Raw genomic sequence first — 17,821 nt, forward strand, 5'->3', positions numbered from 1 at the left:
CATGCAGGCAGAGAAGTTTCATGACCTCCCGCTTGAAGACGTGTTAGGTGACCGCTTTGCACGTTATAGTAAATATATAATCCAAGACCGCGCGCTTCCAGATGCGCGTGACGGTTTAAAGCCAGTACAAAGACGTATATTATATTCTATGTATGTAGAAGGAAACGTACATGATAAAGCGTTTCGTAAATCAGCTAAAACAGTTGGTAACGTTATTGGTAATTACCATCCACATGGTGATTCCTCTGTATATGAGGCGATGGTACGTTTAAGTCAAACTTGGAAAGTACGTAATGTTTTAGTTGAAATGCATGGTAATAATGGTAGTGTTGATGGTGATCCAGCAGCGGCAATGCGTTATACAGAAGCCCGTTTATCACCAATCGCATCAGAGTTATTACGTGATCTCGATAAAGAAACAGTAGAATTCGTTTCAAACTTTGATGATACGAGTGAAGAACCAGTTGTATTACCTGCAATGTTCCCGAACTTATTAGTGAACGGTTCTACAGGGATTTCCGCTGGTTATGCAACAGAAATTCCACCGCATCATCTTGGAGAAGTAATTGATGCTACAATGATGCGTATCGATCAACCGAATAGTTCTGTGGATGACTTGTTAGCAGTTATTAAAGGACCAGATTTCCCTACAGGTGGTATTATTCAAGGGATAGATGGCATTAAAAAAGCATATGAAACAGGTAAAGGTAAAATTATTATTCGCGGAAAAGCAGAGGTTGAAACGATTCGTGGTGGAAAGCAACAAATCGTTATTACAGAAATTCCGTATGAAGTAAATAAAGCGAACCTTGTTAAAAAAATGGATGAATTACGTCTAGATAAAAAATTAGATGGCATTGCTGAAGTGCGTGATGAAACAGATCGTACAGGTCTCCGCATCGTTGTAGAATTAAAAAAAGAAGCAAATGCTGAAGGTATTTTAAACTATTTATATAAAAATACAGATTTACAAATTCCATATAACTTTAATATGGTAGCGATAAATAATCGTCGTCCAACACTTATGACATTACCTAAAATTTTGGATGCGTATATTGGCCATCAAAAAGAAGTTATTACGAGACGCTCACAATATGAATTAAGAAAAGCAGAAAATCGCCAACATATCGTAGAAGGTTTAAAGAAAGCATTATCAATTTTAGATGAAGTGATTGAAACGATTCGAGGGTCTAAAGATAAACGTAATGCGAAAGATAATTTAAGCGCACGATTTGGATTTACAGAAGCTCAGTCAGAAGCAATTGTTTCACTGCAACTATATCGTTTAACGAATACGGATATTACTGCGCTAGAGCAAGAAGCAGCTGAACTTAATAAGAAAATTATAGAGTTACAGGCGATTTTACAAAGTGAAAAAAGACTTCTTCAAGTTATTAAAACAGATTTGAAGAGAGTAAAGAAAACATATAGTGATGATCGTCGTGCGATAATTGAAGAGGAAATTGAAGAAATTAAAATCGATGTGGAAGTTATGATTCCGCAAGAAGATGTCATCGTTACTGTAACGAAAGAAGGATATGTGAAACGAACTGGTTGGCGTTCGCATAATGCATCGAACGGGAAAGACTTCGGTATGAAAGAGGGTGACATCTTACTTGAGCGTTTCGATACCAACACGACAGAAACCGTTCTTTTATTTACGAACAAAGGAAATTATATTTATCTTCCTGTATATGAAATGCCGGAAATTCGTTGGAAAGATTTAGGTCAGCACGTTGCAAATATTGTTTCACTTGACCGAGATGAAACAATTATTTGGGCAACTGTCATACCGAACTTTGAGGAAGAAAAACGATTTATCGTATTTGTAACGCGGAATGGTATGATTAAGAAGACGGAATTAAATCAATATAAAGTTCAGCGCTATTCAAGGGCATTCGTTGCTGTAAACTTGAAAAAAGATGATGAAGTTGTTGATATATTTGCGACAGATGGAACGAGTGATATCGTTCTTGCGACACATGGTGCATATGCACTGATTTTCCATGAAGATGAAGTAAGTCCAGTTGGTGTAAGAGCTGCTGGTGTAAAAGCGATTAATTTAAAAGAAGATGACTATGTCGCTTCTGGTAAACCGTTAAATGGTGACAAAGATCAACTTATTCTCGTAACGCAACGCGGTGCTATAAAGCGTTTAAAAGCATCAGAAATTGAAAAGTCAACGAGAGCGAAGCGAGGTCTTGTTATTTTCAAAGAGTTAAAACGTAATCCATACCGTATTGTAGGTATTGAAATTGTACGAGACGATGAACTAGTTTACATGAAGACAGAGAAAAATATTGTAGAAGAGGTTGATCCGAAAGCGTATCGAAACAAAGACCGGTATAGTAATGGTAGTTTAGTACTAGATGTTAATGATACTGGTGAAGTAGTAGAAACATGGACGAAGAAAAGACCGGAATAAAGGAAGCATCTTGCTATGAATAATAGCGAGATGCTTTTTTCTAAGCGAATTATTATGTATATGAAAATAATCTTGTTATAATAGTGAAATGAAATCGTTCTCATAAAGTGAAACTTTAATCAGTGGGGGGCTTTATTCCCTACTGATTATTAGTTGAACTAATCGGGCTTTTACGGACAGTAAGGCCCTCACCTAACTTCTTAGTTTTCGCTGAATTTTGAGGAGGGATCTTACTGTCCGTTAGTGCGGGATAATTGGAGGGGCAACATGAAAAAAATAGGTGTAGGGATTGTAGGATTTGGATTTTCTAGTACAACATTTCACATCCCGCTATTACAAACGATAGAAGAATATGATATTCGAGCTATTTTATCTTCAAAAGAAGAAGTAGTGAAACAAACTTTACCAAATGCTGCTGTTATTGACACAATTGATGAATTAGTAAAGCGATCTGATATTGAACTAGTTGTCATTACTTCACCGAATACAACTCATTTTCCATATGTAAAAGAAGCGATTTTACATGGTAAGCATGTTGTAGTGGAAAAACCATTTGTTGTTTCAATTGAAGAAGGGGAAGAACTTATCTCATTAGCAAAGCAGCATAATGTGATGTTAAGTGTATATCATAATCGTCGTTTTGATAATGATTTCCTAACAATTAAGAAATTGTTAGAAGAAAATAGAATAGGAAATGTATACGCATATGAAGCGCATTTTGATCGTTTCCGTCCACATGTACGCGATCGATGGAGAGAAAAGAATTTACCAGGTTCAGGTATATTATATGATTTAGGATCGCATTTAATTGACCAAGCGCTATCATTATTCGGAAAACCAGATGCGATAAGCGCAGATGTAATAAAACAAAGGCCAGGTGCGGAGATTGATGACTATTTCCACGTAGTACTTCATTATGGAGTTAAGCGTGTCATTTTACGTAGTAGCAGTTACGTGAAACAAGCAGGACCGCATTTTACATTACATGGGGACAAAGGTTCTATCGTGAAATACGGTATGGATTCGCAGGAAGAACAATTAAAAAATGGAATGAAGCCAGGCGATATAGGTTATGGAGTAGATGCTGAAGAGAATTTTGCTACTTTAGAAACAGAAGAAACTTTAAATCGCATTTTAACAGAAGTCGGTTGCTATGACATGTACTATAAAGGTGTAAGAGATAGTATATTAAATGGTGAGAAACTACCTGTAACAGCGCAAGATGGTTTAAATGTTATTAAACTAATTCAATTAGCGGTTGAAAGTAGTGAAACGGGTAGAGTCATTTCGGTAAAATAAAAAAGACACGAATTTCGTGTCTTTTTTATTTTGTTGGAACAGAAAGGCCGTAAAAGAACATCGTAACGATATCTTGTATATGTTTTTCTCGATCTCCTTCAAGAAGCTGTGCCCCGAAATCATCACCTAACTTAGTAAACATTTGAATGTAAAGTAACATCATTTCTTTCGTAAGGTGTGGATTAATTTCGTTTTTGCGCTGAGCTCGTTCTAATATTTCTAAATACCAGGGAAGGATTTTTTCATTTTGATAACTATAAATAAACTTACGGAGTTCTTCGTCCCTTTGCATCATTTGTAGTAACATATCAGGTTGAAATAACCCGCCAGTATTCATTTTTCTTACAATCATTTTTTGCATCATATCATGAAAAGGTAATTTTTCTTCTGCAAGCCCTTTATAATATTGAAATTCAGATATGATAAATTCTTGTATAAGCTCCCTAAATAACGCATCTTTACTTCCGAAATGATTATAAATTGTAACTTGAGAAACGTTTGCTTCTTTTGCAATATGTTCTATTTTTACTTCATTAAATCCACGTTCTGAAAATAATACGAAGGCCGCCTCTTTAATGGCGCGTTTCTTCTTTTCTTTCACTTTTTCAAAGCCGTTCAATGTAATCACCTCACTTAAAATATACAAGAAAAAATAATGGAAAACAATATTTTTGAAATATGGACTAATAAATATTTCAAAAAATTGTTGCGAATATGAAAGATGAGGAGTACAATAATTTTGAAATATCATATATTAAATATTTCAAAAAATGAGGTGGACTTATGATTTCAGTTCAAGATGTTACAAAACAGTTTTCGAATGGAAAAGGTTTGTTTCATATTACATTTGATGTAAAAGAGGGAGAAGTATTTGGTTATTTAGGACCGAATGGTGCCGGAAAATCAACGACAATTCGTAATTTAATGGGATTTATAAAACCGACAGATGGTAAAGCGACAATTTTTGGATTAGATTGTTGGAATGAAGCAGCGAAAATTCAAAGGGAAGTTGGTTATTTACCGGGTGAAATTTCTTTTATTGAAGGAATGAACGGATTAGAGTTTTTAAAATTAATGCAAGGAATGCGTGGATTAAAGGATACGAAAAGACGAGATGAACTGATAGATCGTCTGCAATTTGATGTGAAAACACCGATTCGCAAAATGTCTAAAGGAATGAAGCAAAAAGTAGGGATAGTCGCTGCATTTATGCACGATCCAGAGGTGTTAATTTTAGATGAACCAACATCTGGACTTGATCCACTGATGCAGCAAGTATTTATAGAACTAATAGTAGAGGAAAAACAAAGAGGAAAAACGATTCTTATGTCTTCACATATTTTTACTGAAATTGAGAGAACTTGTGACAGAGTAGCTATTATTAAAGATGGTCGACTCGTAACAGTTGAAAATATTCATGATTTACAAAGTATGAGACGACAGGTAATAGATGTAACTGTATCATCGCAAGAAGAAATTGAATCTCTTACAAAGTGTAATTTGCAATTTGAAGCGGTAAAAGGCAGAGAGGCATCTATTATTGTACAAGGAAACTATCAAACTGTTTTACAAACACTATCAAACTATAATGTAACGGCACTTCAAACGAGAGCGATGGATTTAGAACATTTATTTATGCATTATTACGATAAGAAAGAAGGGGTAACGCATGAATAAGCAATTGTTTTTAGCTAGTTTGAAAGAAACACAAAAAAGTATTTTTAGTTATGCGATTGGTGCGGCTCTCTATTTATGGTTATTAATTTGGATATTCCCATCAATGGTATCAGCGAAAGGGTTAAATGAATTAATAAGTGCTATGCCTGATAGTGTGAAAAAAATTGTTGGTATGGAAAGTCCGATTCAAAACGTAATGGATTTTTTAGCTGGGGAGTATTACAGTCTATTGTTTATTATCATTTTAACAATTTTTTGCGTAACAGTTGCGACACATTTAATTGCGCGTCATGTAGATAAAGGAGCGATGGCATACTTGCTAGCAACGCCTGTATCCAGAGTGAAAATTGCCATTACGCAAGCTACTGTTCTCATATTGGGGCTACTTATCATTGTAATTGTCACGTATGTAGCAGGTATAGTAGGAGCAGAATGGTTTTTAAAAGATAATAATTTAAATAAAGAATTATTTTTGAAGATTAATGTAGTCGGAGGGCTCATATTTTTAGTCGTTAGTGCGTATTCATTTTTCTTTTCTTGTATATGTAATGATGAAAGAAAGGCACTTAGTTATTCAGCAAGTTTAACTATATTATTTTTCGTACTAGATATGGTAGGGAAATTAAGCGATAAGTTAGAGTGGATGAAAAGCCTATCTTTATTTACGCTGTTTCGTCCGAAAGAAATTGCTGAAGGAACATATAATATATGGCCGGTAAGTTTAGGTTTAACCGTTGGGGCAGTTTGCATCTTTTTGTTAGCAATAGTTATGTTTAGAAAGAGAGATTTACCGTTATAAAGTAGCAAGTCCACTGTGAAAGTGGACTTTTTTGTTTGTAAATTTGAACCGATATGTTCATTGTGTGCCACCATAAAAAGGATATTTATCTTTTCATTTACAAAAATATTCAAAAAAATGAACCTTTTTATAGGCTACGTAGTCTAATACGTGTAAAGTTAAATTTGAAGTGAGGATGAAACAGGAGGAGCAATTGTGAAAGTAATCCCTTTATATAAAATGATTGTAAAAGAAGAAACGGATGTTTCCTTAGCGAAAAAAGGTGATCATGAAGCCTTTATGGCGCTTATACATACGGAGAAAGTGAAGATGTATCGCATTGCAAAGGCGATGTTACATGATGAGACAAACATAGAGGATGCGATACAGACAACAATTTTAAAAGCTTATGAAAATATAAAAAAACTAAAAAAAGAAGCGTTTTTTCAAACTTGGTTAATTCGAATTTTAATAAATGAGTGTAACAATATAATTAAGTCATATAAAAAACTAATTATAATCGAGGATCATGATAGTAGTATGGTAGCGTTCGACCGATATAAAGATATTGATCTTTGTAATGCCATTCAGTCTTTAACGGAAGAATTAAGAGCTGTAACTGTACTTTATTATTATGAAGATATGAATCAAGAGAGTATTGCGTCCCTTTTAGAAATTCCAAAAGGGACGGTTAAGTCAAGGTTGTCACGTGCAAGGGAACTATTAGAAGAGCGATTAAAGATGGAATAGGGGGTGTATAGAATGGATAGTGAAAAATCATTTGATGAGAAATTAAAAAAGAGAATAAAAGATGAAAATGTTATTTTACCGCCAAAGTTAAATGGAAAGATTAATGATACACTGCATAATCTTCCAGTAAAAAAGAAGAGTTACAGAGTTCATATGATGGTAATTAGTGCCGCGGTTCTAGCGCTTTCTATTGTTTCTATGTCTGAATTTTCTATACAAAGCTTTGCACAAAATGGTGGAGTATTTGAATATGTGAAGAAAAAGGCGTTTTCTGATTATGAAAATGAAGAAGAAATAAAATTGAATGTAAATTATCCAGATAAGGAAAAAATTCATATAAAGATGTTGGATTCAATTGATCATTTTAAAAATATTTCAGGACAATTTGAGGAATATTCTAGCTCTACAAGAATGGCTACAACATACAAGTATGCGATTGATACGGAGAAACAAAGAGGCATTGCATCTCAAGAAGATAAACGATTGAAAAAAAGAACGATTATATATAACGAGGGTAGAAAAAAAGAGTTTGATGATGAGAACTATACATATAAAGAGACAAAATGGAGCCCAGAGGAAAGAAATAATGAACTATTAAAACTAAATCCTACGGAAAGATTGTTGAGAAAATCAGGTGAGAGGAAACGGTATGATGGCGAATATGTGGGATTGGCTAAGCATAGTATTCAATCAGAATTCGCAGATTTGTTAATTCGATATAAAGATTGGAATTATAAAGAAACGAAATATCTAGGACTCGATTGTTACAAAATTGAAGGGGTAATTAATATAGAGATGCCTATTAGCGCCTCTGAAGATGTAAGAGGGAAATTTGAAATGGTTGTGGAGAAAAACACAGGGGTTATGTTAAAGTTTCTTAGTTTTCATGAAGGTATGATTCAATATTCAGTTACTACCGAATGGATACAAATAGATAAAGGGCTGAAAGAAAGTATGTTTCAAAAGGATAGCACGAAATATGAAAAAATGAAAAATATATTGGATGAATAGAAACAGGAGGAGAATAAATGGGGAATCATTCGTCTTTAAGAGAAGAGAAAAATAAGCGGAAATATAAAAAGACAACGATAATAAGTTTACTACTAGGAGTATTACTATTTGGCGGGGTTGGATATGGCACCTATGTATATATGAAAACTTCTAATCTTGTACAAAAATCTAATTTGAATTTAGCGCGTGGTGAAAAATCAAACTTACGTGAGAAAGCAGTAAAACCAATTGCAAACAATGTTTCACTTTTAATTATGGGCATTGATGAAAATCAAGAACGTCAAAAGGAGTATAGTGGTGCATTTCATACAGATGCGTTATTGCTGGCAACTTTTAATAAAGATGATAAGACAGTGAAATTAACAAGTATACCACGTGATACGTATACATATGTCCCGATTGAAAAGAAAAAGGATAAAATAACGCATGCATATGGAAGAGGGCTTGTTAAAAATGGTAAAGATGGAGGGCCACAAGCATCTGTTGAAGCAGTAGAAAAATTGTTACAAGTCCCCGTTGATTATTTTGTGAAGTTTAATTTTAGCTCATTTATTAAAATTGTTGATGGATTAGATGGTATTGAAATAGATGTCCCAGTTGAATTTACAGAACAAAATAGTAAAGATGAACCTGATGCGATTCATTTGAAAAAAGGACTACAAAAATTAACGGGAGAAGAAGCACTTGCGCTGGCAAGAACGCGTCATATTGACAGTGATGCAATGAGAGGGCAACGTCAACAACTTGTTATTGAAGCGATGTTAAATAAATTAAAAAGCGCAGGTTCGATTACAAAACTAGAGAAAATGGTTGAGGCGGTTGATGGTGATTTTAAAACAAATTTAGCCATGGATGATATTTTATCTTTTTATAAATATGGTTTAAATGGTTCAGTTGAAAAGACTCAATTAGCTGGTGATGATCTTTATTTACCTAATGGCCCAAATGGACAACGTGTCTATTACTATAATCCTAATAAAAAAGACCTACAAAGTTTGAGTGATACTCTTAGAACACATCTAGGATTAAGTGCGAAGCAGATTGAGGAGAATTAAAGCAGACGAAATGTCTGCTTTTTTATTAGCATCTATTCTATCTGTAATGAATGTTATCTTATTAGAAGGGTTAGCGCTACTACTTGGGGGAGATCGTTTCATGTCAGAAGCACGTGCTATCGTTAATTTAATTGGTAACGGTATTGCGACTGTAGTTGTTGCAAAAAGTGAAAATGAGTTTGATGATGAGAAGTATAAGAGAGTGGTAGAGGAAATCAAAAGAGAAAAAATTGCCGGGTAAAAAAAGTCAGTTTAGCTGACTTTTTTATTTTTGTAGAAAAGGTGTTTTTAGATATATGCATTATTTATTAGCAATAATTAACAAGTATTCAAGCGGTAAATGAGATGAAAGTGATTAAATCAACGAATGTGTATAAAGGAGAAATAAGGTTTGAACAACGTATGGCATTTTTATGAATATTACTGTAAAAAAATAATTTTTTAAAAATTTTCAATAATAATACTTTACAAAAATTAAAAAATTAGTAGAATAAGAAGTAGTAAGAATCGTCTGATAAATATATAAAGAAAAACAGAATTATCAGAAAATTCTTTAATAGCTATCGTTAAGAATTAGGGAGGGTACAAAATGAAAAAGAAACAAATGAAAAAACTAACAGCAGTTGTAGCACCAGTTTTAGCAATGAGCATGGCGTTAACAGCATGTTCTACATCAGGTGGAGATAAGAAGACAAGCACAAACTCTAGCTCTAGTGGAGATAGTAAATCTGAAGGAAAACTAGCAGCGAAACAAGTGCTAAATCGTACAGAAACAAATGAGATCCCAACAATGGATACTTCAAAAAATACAGATACATTAGGTTCTCAAATTTTAGGGAACACAATGGAAGGGTTATATCGATTAGATAAAGATAATAAACCAATCCCAGCTGCAGCAGAATCTAGCACAAAAAGTGAAGATGGTAAAAAATATACATTTAAACTACGTAAAGATGCAAAATGGTCAAATGGTGATCCTGTAACTGCAAAAGACTTTGCGTATGCTTGGCAACGATTATTAGATCCAAAAACAACTGCAGAATATGCGTTTATCGCATTCCCGATTAAAAATGCAGAGGCAATTAATAAAGGTGAAAAACCAGTAACTGAACTAGGAGTTAAGGCGGTAGATGACTATACATTAGAAGTTGAATTAGAACAAGCGGTACCATACTTCTTAAACTTAGTTGCGTTCCCATCGTACTACCCATTAAATGAGAAGTTTATAAAAGAAAAAGGGGATAAATTCGGTTTAGAGTCTGATACAACAGTATATAACGGACCATTTGTTCTTACTGATTGGAAGCACGAGCAAGGCTGGAAACTAAAGAAAAATGATCAATATTGGGATAAAAAGACTGTAAAATTAGATGAAATCAACTATAGTGTAGTAAAAGAAATAAATACAAAGGTCAACTTATTTGATACAGGTGCAATTGATTTCGCACTTCTATCAGGTGAATTCGTTGATAAATATAGAAATAACAAAGAGGAGTTTGGCACATACTCACAAGTAAGTACCTACTTCTTACGTATGAACCAAAAACGTGGTGGACAAGATACACCATTAAAGAGTCAGAAATTACGTGAAGCAATCGCGCTTTCTATCGATAAGAAAAACCTAGCAAACGTTATTTTAAATGACGGATCTAAACCAGCTGACTTCTTAGTACCGAAAGGGTTAGCGACTGGACCAGACGGCAAAGACTTCCAAGAAACATTTAAAAATGGTATCAAACCAGATGCGAAAAAAGCTGCTGCTGCATGGGAAGAAGCGAAAAAAGAACTTGGTAAAGACCAAGTTACAATTGAGCTATTAAACTATGATACTGGTAATGCGAAAAAAGTAGGGGAATATGTAAAAGACCAAATTGAGAAAAATTTAAAAGGTGTAACAGTTAATATTAAACTTCAGCCATTCAAACAAAAACTAAAACTAGAAACAGAGCAAGATTATGATATATCATATGCTGGTTGGGGACCTGACTATGCTGACCCAATGACATTCTTAGATATGTTCCAGTCTAAACATTCTCATAACCAAATGAGCTTCGCTGATCCGAAGTATGATGATATGATCAAAAAAGCTGGCACTGAATTAATGGGTGACGCGAAGAAACGTTGGGAAGAGTTAGGGAAAGCTGAGAAATTACTTCTTGAGCAAGATGTAGCACTTGTACCTTTATACCAACGTGGTGATGCATATGTTCTAAAACAAAATATTAAAGGTATTGTAAAACATAATATCAGTCCGGAATATAGCTTTAAATGGGCATATGTTGCTGAAAAATAAAAGAGTTGAAAAAGCATTTCAAAGTAGCTTAGCTACCTTGAAATGCTTTTTTGTATATTGGAAATTAAAATGTAAATTTGTAGTATAGCAAAATAGAGAAGAATAAGGAGTAAAGTATGTACATATGGTAGATGGGGGATAAATCATACTAAATTACGAAGTTTAAAATCAGAATATTTAAAATAAAACTATTTACAAATGCAAAAAAAAGAGTAGAATAACATTAGTTGTAATTTTCTGAAAAATATTTAACAAGGAGTCTCTCAAGGTTGGTAATGTACATATAATTAGGGAGGGTTAAAAAATGAAGAGAAAAAAAATGAAAAAATTAACAGCAGTTGTAGTACCAGTTTTAGCGATGAGTGTTGCATTGACAGCGTGCTCTAGTTCAGGTGGAGAAAAGAAAACGACTACTACATCTAATAGTGGGGAAGAAAAAACATCTGATATTAAATATGCAGCGAAGCAAGTATTGAATCGTACGGAAAATCAAGAAATTCCGACGATGGATACTTCTAAATCTACTGATACATTAGGGGCACAAATTTTAGGAAACACGATGGAAGGCCTATATCGTCTTGATAAAGATAATAAGCCAATTCCTGCTGCGGCAGAATCTAGTACGAAAAGTGAAGATGGTAAAAAGTATACGTTTAAACTGCGAAAAGATGCAAAATGGTCGAATGGAGATCCTGTAACAGCGAAAGATTTCGTTTTTGCATGGCAGCGCTTACTTGATAAGAATACTGCGGCAGAATATGCATTTATTGCTTACTATATTAAAAATGCAGAAGCGATTAATAAAGGTGAAAAACCTATAACTGAATTAGGAGCGAAGGCGGTAGATGATTACACGCTAGAAGTAGAATTAGAAAAACCGGTACCGTATTTCTTAAATTTATTAGCATTCCCATCATACTATCCATTAAATGAAAAATTCGTAAAAGAAAAAGGCGATAAGTACGGTTTAGAAGCAGATACAACTGTATATAACGGGCCATTTGTTATGTCTTCATGGAAACATGAACAAGGTTGGCAGCTGAAGAAAAATGATAAGTACTGGGATAAAAAGACTGTGAAATTAGAAGAAATTAATTATAGTGTTGTAAAAGAAGTAGCTACAAAAGTAAATTTATATGATACAGGATCAATTGACTTTACATTACTATCAGGAGAATTTGTAGATAAATATAAATCGAATAAAGATGAGTACGGTGAGTATGCAGAATCAAGTACATTCTTCTTACGTTTAAATCAAAAACGTAACGGACAAGATACGCCATTAAAGAGCAAAAAGCTTCGTGAAGCAATTGCATTATCGGTCGATAAAAAAGGATTGGCGAATGTAATTTTAAATAATGGATCAAAAGCAACGGATCAATTGGTTCCGAAAGGGCTTGCGACAGGACCTGATGGAAAAGATTATCAAGATACATTTAAAAATGGTCTGAAATATGATCCGAAAAAAGGTGCAGCAGCTTGGGAAGAAGCGAAAAAAGAACTTGGAAAAGATCAAGTTACAATTGAATTACTAAGCTATGATGATGGAACTGCGAAAAAGATTGCTGATTATGTTAAAGATCAAATTGAGAAAAATTTAAAAGGTGTAACGATTAATACGAAAATTCAGCCGTTCAAACAAAAATTAAAATTAGAGACTGCACAAGATTATGAAATCTCTTATGCAGGTTGGAGTCCAGATTATGCGGATCCAATGACATTTATTGATATGTTTGAATCGAAGAGCCCGTATAACCAAATGAGTTATTCAAATCCAAAATACGATGAAATGGTAGGAAAAGCAGGTAATGAATTAATGAGTGATGCGAAAAAACGCTGGGAAACGTTAGGGAAAGCTGAAAAATTATTCCTTGAAGAAGATGCAGGATTAGTTCCTTTATATCAAACAGGAAGATCGTACGTAATGAAACCGAATGTAAAAGGAATCGTGAAACATAACATCAGTCCAGAATATAGCTTTAAGTGGGCGTATGTAACTGAGGATGGCGGAAAAAAATAAAGTGAAAGCATTTCAAAAGTGGCTGAGCTGCTTTTGAAATGCTTTTTAGTATGTATAAGGGAATATATCTCGTTAGCCTATTGAGAAACGGATAGGGAATTAGGAAGATTCTATCGGAGGACATTAGAGAGAGTTCAGTAAGTAGTAAGACAGATGAATGATAGTAAGAGATCTCATGCTAATAAGAAAAATATAGAACGTAGTAATAGAGTGGAATAAGGGGAGGGATGTTTACATATAGTAGACGGGGGATAATTCATATAGTAGTTAAAACAACAAGTTACTATCACAAAAAAATAAATATTTAGAAAATTTACAAAAATACTTTACAAAACTCAGAAAGATAGTAGAATATTAATTAATAAGAATTTTCTGATAACGAAAGTTAATAGAGAATTTCTAAATGTTAATATCGTACATATAATTGGGGAGGGTACAAGAAAATGAAGAGAAAAAAGATGAAAAAATTGACAGCGGTCGTAGCACCAGTTTTAGTAATGAGTATGGCATTAACAGCTTGCTCTGGATCAGGGGAAAAAGATAAGGCAAGCACAACACCAAAAAGCGGTGAAAAAGAAGGCGGAAAATTAGCAGCGAAGCAAGTGCTGAATTTAACAGAAGCTCAAGAGATTCCATCTATGGATTCTGTTAAAGCAACAGACCAAGTATCGTTTCTTGCTTTAAACAACGTAATGGAAGGTTTATATCGCCTGGATAAAGATAATAAAGCAACACCAGGGGTTGCTGAATCATATAAAAAGAGTGACGATGGTAAGAAGTATACATTTACATTAAATAAAAATGCAAAATGGTCAAATGGAGAGCCTGTAACAGCGAAAGATTTCGTATTCTCTTGGAAACGTGCTGTAGATAAAAATACAGCAGCGGAATATGCATACATTATGTTCGATGTAAAAAATGCAAAAGCAATTAATGAAGGAAAAGCAGCGCTTGATACGTTAGGTGTAAAAGCTGTAGATGACTATACGTTAGAAGTAGAATTAGAAAATGCAGTTCCTTACTTTGTTGAATTAACTTCATTCGGAACATTCTATCCACAAAATGAAAAATTCGTAAAAGAAAAAGGTGCAAAATTCGGTTTAGAAGCAGATACAACATTATACAACGGACCATTTACATTAACAGACTGGAAACATGAAGAAGGTTGGAAATTAAAGAAAAACGCACAGTACTGGGATAATAAAACAGTTAAGTTAGAAGAAATCAACTTTAACGTAGTAAAAGATAGCGGTACACGTGTCAACTTATATGAAAGTGGACAGATTGACCGTTCAGGATTAGTATCTGAATTTGTTGACAAATATAAATCGAATCCAGATTTCTATACACAAAAAACACCATCAACGTTCTTCTTACGTTTAAATCAAAAACGTGGTGGTCAAGATACGGTGTTAAAGAACAAAGATTTACGTTTAGCAATTGCAAAGGCGTATGATAAAAAAGGTTTAACGAATGTTATTTTAAATGACGGATCTACACCTGCAGATTACTTAGTACCAAAAGAATTTGCTAAGAGTCCGGATGGAAAAGACTTCCGTAAAGAAAATGGAGATATTTTAAAAACGGATGTGAAAAAGGCAAAAGAGCATTGGGACAAAGCGAAAAAAGAGCTTGGAAAAGATCAAGTAACAATTGAGCTGCTAAACTATGATAGCGATAATGCGAAAAAAGTAGGGGAGTTCTTAAAAGGAGAGCTTGAGAAAAACTTACCAGGCTTAACAGTGAACTTGAAAAACCAGCCGTTTAAACAAAAATTAAAATTAGAATCAGATCTAGATTATGATTTATCTTACGCTGGTTGGGGACCTGACTACTTAGATCCAATGACATTCATTGATATGTTCGTTACAGATGGACCTCATAACCAAACTGGTTACTCAAATAAGAAATATGATGAAATTGTGGAAAAAGGTAAAGGTGAGCTATTAACGAAAACGAAAGAGCGTTGGGATAGCTTACTGAAAGCTGAGAAAATGTTACTTGAAGATGCAGCAATTGCACCATTATATCAACGTGGTGATGCAATTGTTCAAAGAGCAAAAGTAAAAGGAATTGTTCACCACCCAGTTGGTGGAGATTACAGCTACAAATGGGCATATATCGGTGAGGAAAAATAAGCTGAGGGGGCGCGTGATGCGCCCTTTTTTTATGCACTTTTCATTCTTCCTTGAATATATAAAATAAAAAAGGGAGAATCCCATGGAACGAAATACTTACATCGATTTCTTAGCTTATTACGGAATAGGAAGTGCTCATCCTGGTGGTTTTACGTTAACAAAACAATTGCTAGCACAACTGCCTCTTAGACAAGGAGCGGATGTCCTTGAGATAGGTTGTGGTACGGGGAAAACAGCGGCTTACATGACAAAAGAATTCGGTTATAAAGTAACAGCGATTGAAAAGAATGAAATTATGATTCAAAAAGCGAAAGATAGATGGTTGTTTGAAAGATTGAATGTACAATTGATTCAAGGTGATGCAGAGCATTTACCTTGTTTAAATGATTCATTTGAGTTTGTGCTTGGGGAATCGATACTCGCTTTTACAGATAAAGAAAGGGTTATATCAGAGTGCTATCGTGTATTACAGAAGGATGGTAAGCTTGTTGTCATTGAAATGATTATTAATACACATATTGAGAAGAGTGAGGAAGAAAAAATTGCCCAATTATATGGCATGAAAGAATTATTAACTGAGAATGAGTGGGTACAACTATTTCAGAAAGCAAATTTCAAAAGAATTACAATTGCTGGCGGTGGTACAATTGCAGAAACGATATCTAGCTATATAGAAGAGCCGGAATGGAATGTATCAACATATATTCCGAATGAGTTATATGAGGCATGGGTACAACATGAAAACGTACGACGTATGTACCAACATGTTTTAGGACACCGTATATTTATATGTGAAAAGTAGAGAAAAAGAGTTGGCTAAAGGTAGTCAACTCTTTACTATGTTAAATGAAAAATAATGCAGCTAAAGTAATTCCGAAGATGAAACCAAATCCAAGTTCAACGCCCCAGCCACAACCGCCACCCCAGCCGCCGCCACAATTACCGCAACCACGACCGCCACATCCACAGCTACTGAATCCACCACCGCAACCGAATCCGCAACTATCACATCTGCTAATGCCGCCGCAAAGATCACAACCACCGTTTGTATATGCGTCATAGTATCCGAATCCTGTATCAAAAGATGAGCGCTGTTGCATTGGTTCGATCCATACAGATTCATTTGTCACATCGATTATTTTGCCTAAATGAATGCGACCATCACGATCTTCAATTCGAACAACTTTACCGAAATAACGTCGGCACGTATCATAACATCTTTGTCTATGCATGTTCTGTCCTCCTTCCCCCTTACAGTAATACGATATGTAAGGGGGACAAGTGCGGCTTGTACGAATGACCTACCTATCATAATTGTTATATGAAAGGGGAAATATAAAGAAAGGATATAGTAAGGAGGGAAAGGCAATGAAATCTACAGATCAGTTTCAAACATACGAAGTACCGTGGAAAGAATTTATAGAAGCATTGCGAGATGAAATGAAGAAACAAGTAGGAGCGGATATTATTGATACAGTAGTTTGCAATTTAGAAGATGGATTTGAAGTGTATACATATATACAGGGGGATTTAGAGTTTGAATATAAAGAAGCGCTTGAAAGAAAATACGGAAGTGATGCTAAGACTCCTAATTTGTTAACGATTATGCTATTAGCCAGCATTTATAATACGAGTGAAGCGAATATACGCTTACATGCAGATAACAAAGATAATCCAATTGTTGAAGTATATGTGAAGCAATGAAACACGCTGTGAAAGGCGTGTTTTTTATTTATCCCGCTATTTTTGGGCAGTAAAACTCCTACCAAAAAATTTGGCTGGAGCAAAAAAGTTAGGGGGGAGCCATACTGTCCGTAAACGCCCCACTGATCAAAGTTTTACTTTATATAATAAAGTATTAGAAAATTAAGCATCTTAATTTAACGGTTACAGATGTAGTAGCTACTAGAGAATTTTCAGAAAAATATTTTGGATTAATTTGAAGTGGAACGAGGGGAAATGGCTTTGCAGTTATGCGTGATAAGGATGGGTTTATAATAAATTTAATGAAAGGGAAAGAAGTTCAGTATCCTAAAACATTTCATGTAGGGTTTCCGCAAGAAAATGAGGAACTAATAAATAAAATGAATCAAAGATTGAAGGGAGATGGATTTTTGGTTGAACCTCCTAAACATGCACATGCGTATACGTTTTATGTTGAAGCGCCTGGTGGATTTACAATTGAAGTAATGTGCTAATTAAAAAATCAAACTTTTTGTTGTGTGTTTTTAATATGAAAAGTAGGAAAAGTCTGTTTTAAGTATGAAGCTTAGACAGGCTTTTTTGCTTATATAATTGGATAGAAAATGCTATAAAGAATATTACCAAGTGTATATATATGTTTACATAATAAAGTTATGGTGGGTTAGTTGTCC

The 17,821-nt window shown here is 34.3% G+C and carries 14 protein-coding genes and 2 pseudogenes; 14 read left to right on the top strand and 2 right to left on the bottom strand.

Features of this window, described 5'->3' with window-relative positions; translation table 11 throughout:
- Position 1: 1 nt before the first annotated feature.
- Positions 2–2,425 carry a DNA topoisomerase IV subunit A gene (gene parC / locus ACS2MN_RS26205; protein ID WP_098710202.1) on the top strand — a complete coding sequence of 808 codons (2,424 nt, stop codon included), beginning with the start codon at positions 2–4 and terminating at the stop codon, positions 2,423–2,425.
- A gap of 267 nt (positions 2,426–2,692) precedes the next feature.
- Positions 2,693–3,724 carry an oxidoreductase gene (locus ACS2MN_RS26210; protein ID WP_346994877.1) on the top strand — a complete coding sequence of 344 codons (1,032 nt, stop codon included), beginning with the start codon at positions 2,693–2,695 and terminating at the stop codon, positions 3,722–3,724.
- A gap of 25 nt (positions 3,725–3,749) precedes the next feature.
- Here ACS2MN_RS26210 and ACS2MN_RS26215 read toward each other — a convergent pair whose 3' ends face one another.
- Positions 3,750–4,343 (bottom strand): TetR/AcrR family transcriptional regulator, encoded by a 594-nt coding sequence (locus ACS2MN_RS26215; RefSeq protein WP_001013009.1) that lies wholly within the window; start codon positions 4,341–4,343, stop codon positions 3,750–3,752.
- A gap of 164 nt (positions 4,344–4,507) precedes the next feature.
- Here ACS2MN_RS26215 and ACS2MN_RS26220 point away from each other — a divergent pair, with 164 nt between their 5' ends.
- The 10 genes and pseudogenes from ACS2MN_RS26220 (at position 4,508) to ACS2MN_RS26265 (ending at position 16,248) form a co-directional block, all read left to right on the top strand.
- A complete protein-coding gene (locus ACS2MN_RS26220; RefSeq protein WP_000626574.1) occupies positions 4,508–5,401 on the top strand; it encodes an ABC transporter ATP-binding protein in 894 nt (297 codons plus the stop codon).
- Positions 5,394–6,200, top strand: a complete 807-nt coding sequence (locus tag ACS2MN_RS26225; protein WP_001041420.1) for an ABC transporter permease subunit — start codon at positions 5,394–5,396, stop codon at positions 6,198–6,200. The genes ACS2MN_RS26220 and ACS2MN_RS26225 overlap by 8 nt, the downstream gene beginning before the upstream one ends.
- Positions 6,201–6,395: 195 nt before the next feature.
- Entirely contained in the window at positions 6,396–6,929 is a 534-nt protein-coding gene (locus ACS2MN_RS26230; RefSeq protein WP_000864737.1) for an RNA polymerase sigma factor, read from the top strand.
- Between the two features lie 12 nt (positions 6,930–6,941).
- Complete coding sequence (locus ACS2MN_RS26235) at positions 6,942–7,940, top strand: anti-sigma factor (RefSeq protein ID WP_098137501.1); 999 nt, start codon at positions 6,942–6,944, stop codon at positions 7,938–7,940.
- A 17-nt stretch (positions 7,941–7,957) separates the two neighbouring features.
- Positions 7,958–8,995 (top strand): LCP family protein, encoded by a 1,038-nt coding sequence (locus tag ACS2MN_RS26240; RefSeq protein WP_098805208.1) that lies wholly within the window; start codon positions 7,958–7,960, stop codon positions 8,993–8,995.
- Positions 8,996–9,017: 22 nt separating this feature from the next.
- Positions 9,018–9,236: pseudogene (locus ACS2MN_RS26245) on the top strand (C4-dicarboxylate ABC transporter); the annotation flags it as partial.
- A gap of 348 nt (positions 9,237–9,584) precedes the next feature.
- Entirely contained in the window at positions 9,585–11,288 is a 1,704-nt protein-coding gene (locus ACS2MN_RS26250) for a peptide ABC transporter substrate-binding protein (RefSeq protein ID WP_098805206.1), read from the top strand.
- A gap of 304 nt (positions 11,289–11,592) precedes the next feature.
- On the top strand, positions 11,593–13,308 hold the full coding sequence (locus ACS2MN_RS26255; RefSeq protein WP_000823479.1) for a peptide ABC transporter substrate-binding protein: 1,716 nt from the start codon (positions 11,593–11,595) through the stop codon (positions 13,306–13,308).
- 443 nt (positions 13,309–13,751) lie between these two features.
- Positions 13,752–15,446 (top strand): peptide ABC transporter substrate-binding protein, encoded by a 1,695-nt coding sequence (locus ACS2MN_RS26260; RefSeq protein ID WP_098805205.1) that lies wholly within the window; start codon positions 13,752–13,754, stop codon positions 15,444–15,446.
- Positions 15,447–15,528: 82 nt separating this feature from the next.
- Positions 15,529–16,248: a class I SAM-dependent methyltransferase gene (locus tag ACS2MN_RS26265; protein WP_200203231.1), complete on the top strand. Its 720-nt coding sequence runs from the start codon at positions 15,529–15,531 to the stop codon at positions 16,246–16,248.
- 40 nt (positions 16,249–16,288) lie between these two features.
- Here the strand turns inward: ACS2MN_RS26265 and ACS2MN_RS26270 are convergent, their stop codons facing one another.
- A complete protein-coding gene (locus ACS2MN_RS26270; protein WP_000555014.1) occupies positions 16,289–16,678 on the bottom strand; it encodes a hypothetical protein in 390 nt (129 codons plus the stop codon).
- Positions 16,679–16,814: 136 nt separating this feature from the next.
- Here ACS2MN_RS26270 and ACS2MN_RS26275 point away from each other — a divergent pair, with 136 nt between their 5' ends.
- Together ACS2MN_RS26275 and ACS2MN_RS26280 are read left to right on the top strand one after the other, a co-directional pair.
- A complete protein-coding gene (locus tag ACS2MN_RS26275) occupies positions 16,815–17,150 on the top strand; it encodes a hypothetical protein (protein ID WP_000842916.1) in 336 nt (111 codons plus the stop codon).
- Between the two features lie 161 nt (positions 17,151–17,311).
- Positions 17,312–17,644 (top strand): annotated as a pseudogene (locus tag ACS2MN_RS26280) (VOC family protein).
- Positions 17,645–17,821 lie beyond the last annotated feature (177 nt).

The sequence above is a fragment of the Bacillus cereus group sp. BceL062 genome, assembly GCF_051780025.1.
Taxonomy (GTDB): Bacteria; Bacillota; Bacilli; order Bacillales; family Bacillaceae_G; genus Bacillus_A; species Bacillus_A toyonensis.

Excerpts from the sequence above, each read along its gene's own strand:
- parC (WP_098710202.1), top strand. The coding sequence starts at position 2 with ATGCAGGCAGAGAAGTTTCATGACCTCCCGCTTGAAGACGTGTTAGGT.
- ACS2MN_RS26210 (WP_346994877.1), top strand. The coding sequence starts at position 2,693 with ATGAAAAAAATAGGTGTAGGGATTGTAGGATTTGGATTTTCTAGTACA.
- ACS2MN_RS26220 (WP_000626574.1), top strand. The coding sequence starts at position 4,508 with ATGATTTCAGTTCAAGATGTTACAAAACAGTTTTCGAATGGAAAAGGT.
- ACS2MN_RS26225 (WP_001041420.1), top strand. The coding sequence starts at position 5,394 with ATGAATAAGCAATTGTTTTTAGCTAGTTTGAAAGAAACACAAAAAAGT.
- ACS2MN_RS26235 (WP_098137501.1), top strand. The coding sequence starts at position 6,942 with ATGGATAGTGAAAAATCATTTGATGAGAAATTAAAAAAGAGAATAAAA.
- ACS2MN_RS26240 (WP_098805208.1), top strand. The coding sequence starts at position 7,958 with ATGGGGAATCATTCGTCTTTAAGAGAAGAGAAAAATAAGCGGAAATAT.
- ACS2MN_RS26250 (WP_098805206.1), top strand. The coding sequence starts at position 9,585 with ATGAAAAAGAAACAAATGAAAAAACTAACAGCAGTTGTAGCACCAGTT.
- ACS2MN_RS26255 (WP_000823479.1), top strand. The coding sequence starts at position 11,593 with ATGAAGAGAAAAAAAATGAAAAAATTAACAGCAGTTGTAGTACCAGTT.
- ACS2MN_RS26260 (WP_098805205.1), top strand. The coding sequence starts at position 13,752 with ATGAAGAGAAAAAAGATGAAAAAATTGACAGCGGTCGTAGCACCAGTT.
- ACS2MN_RS26265 (WP_200203231.1), top strand. The coding sequence starts at position 15,529 with ATGGAACGAAATACTTACATCGATTTCTTAGCTTATTACGGAATAGGA.
- ACS2MN_RS26270 (WP_000555014.1), bottom strand. The coding sequence starts at position 16,678 with ATGCATAGACAAAGATGTTATGATACGTGCCGACGTTATTTCGGTAAA.
- ACS2MN_RS26275 (WP_000842916.1), top strand. The coding sequence starts at position 16,815 with ATGAAATCTACAGATCAGTTTCAAACATACGAAGTACCGTGGAAAGAA.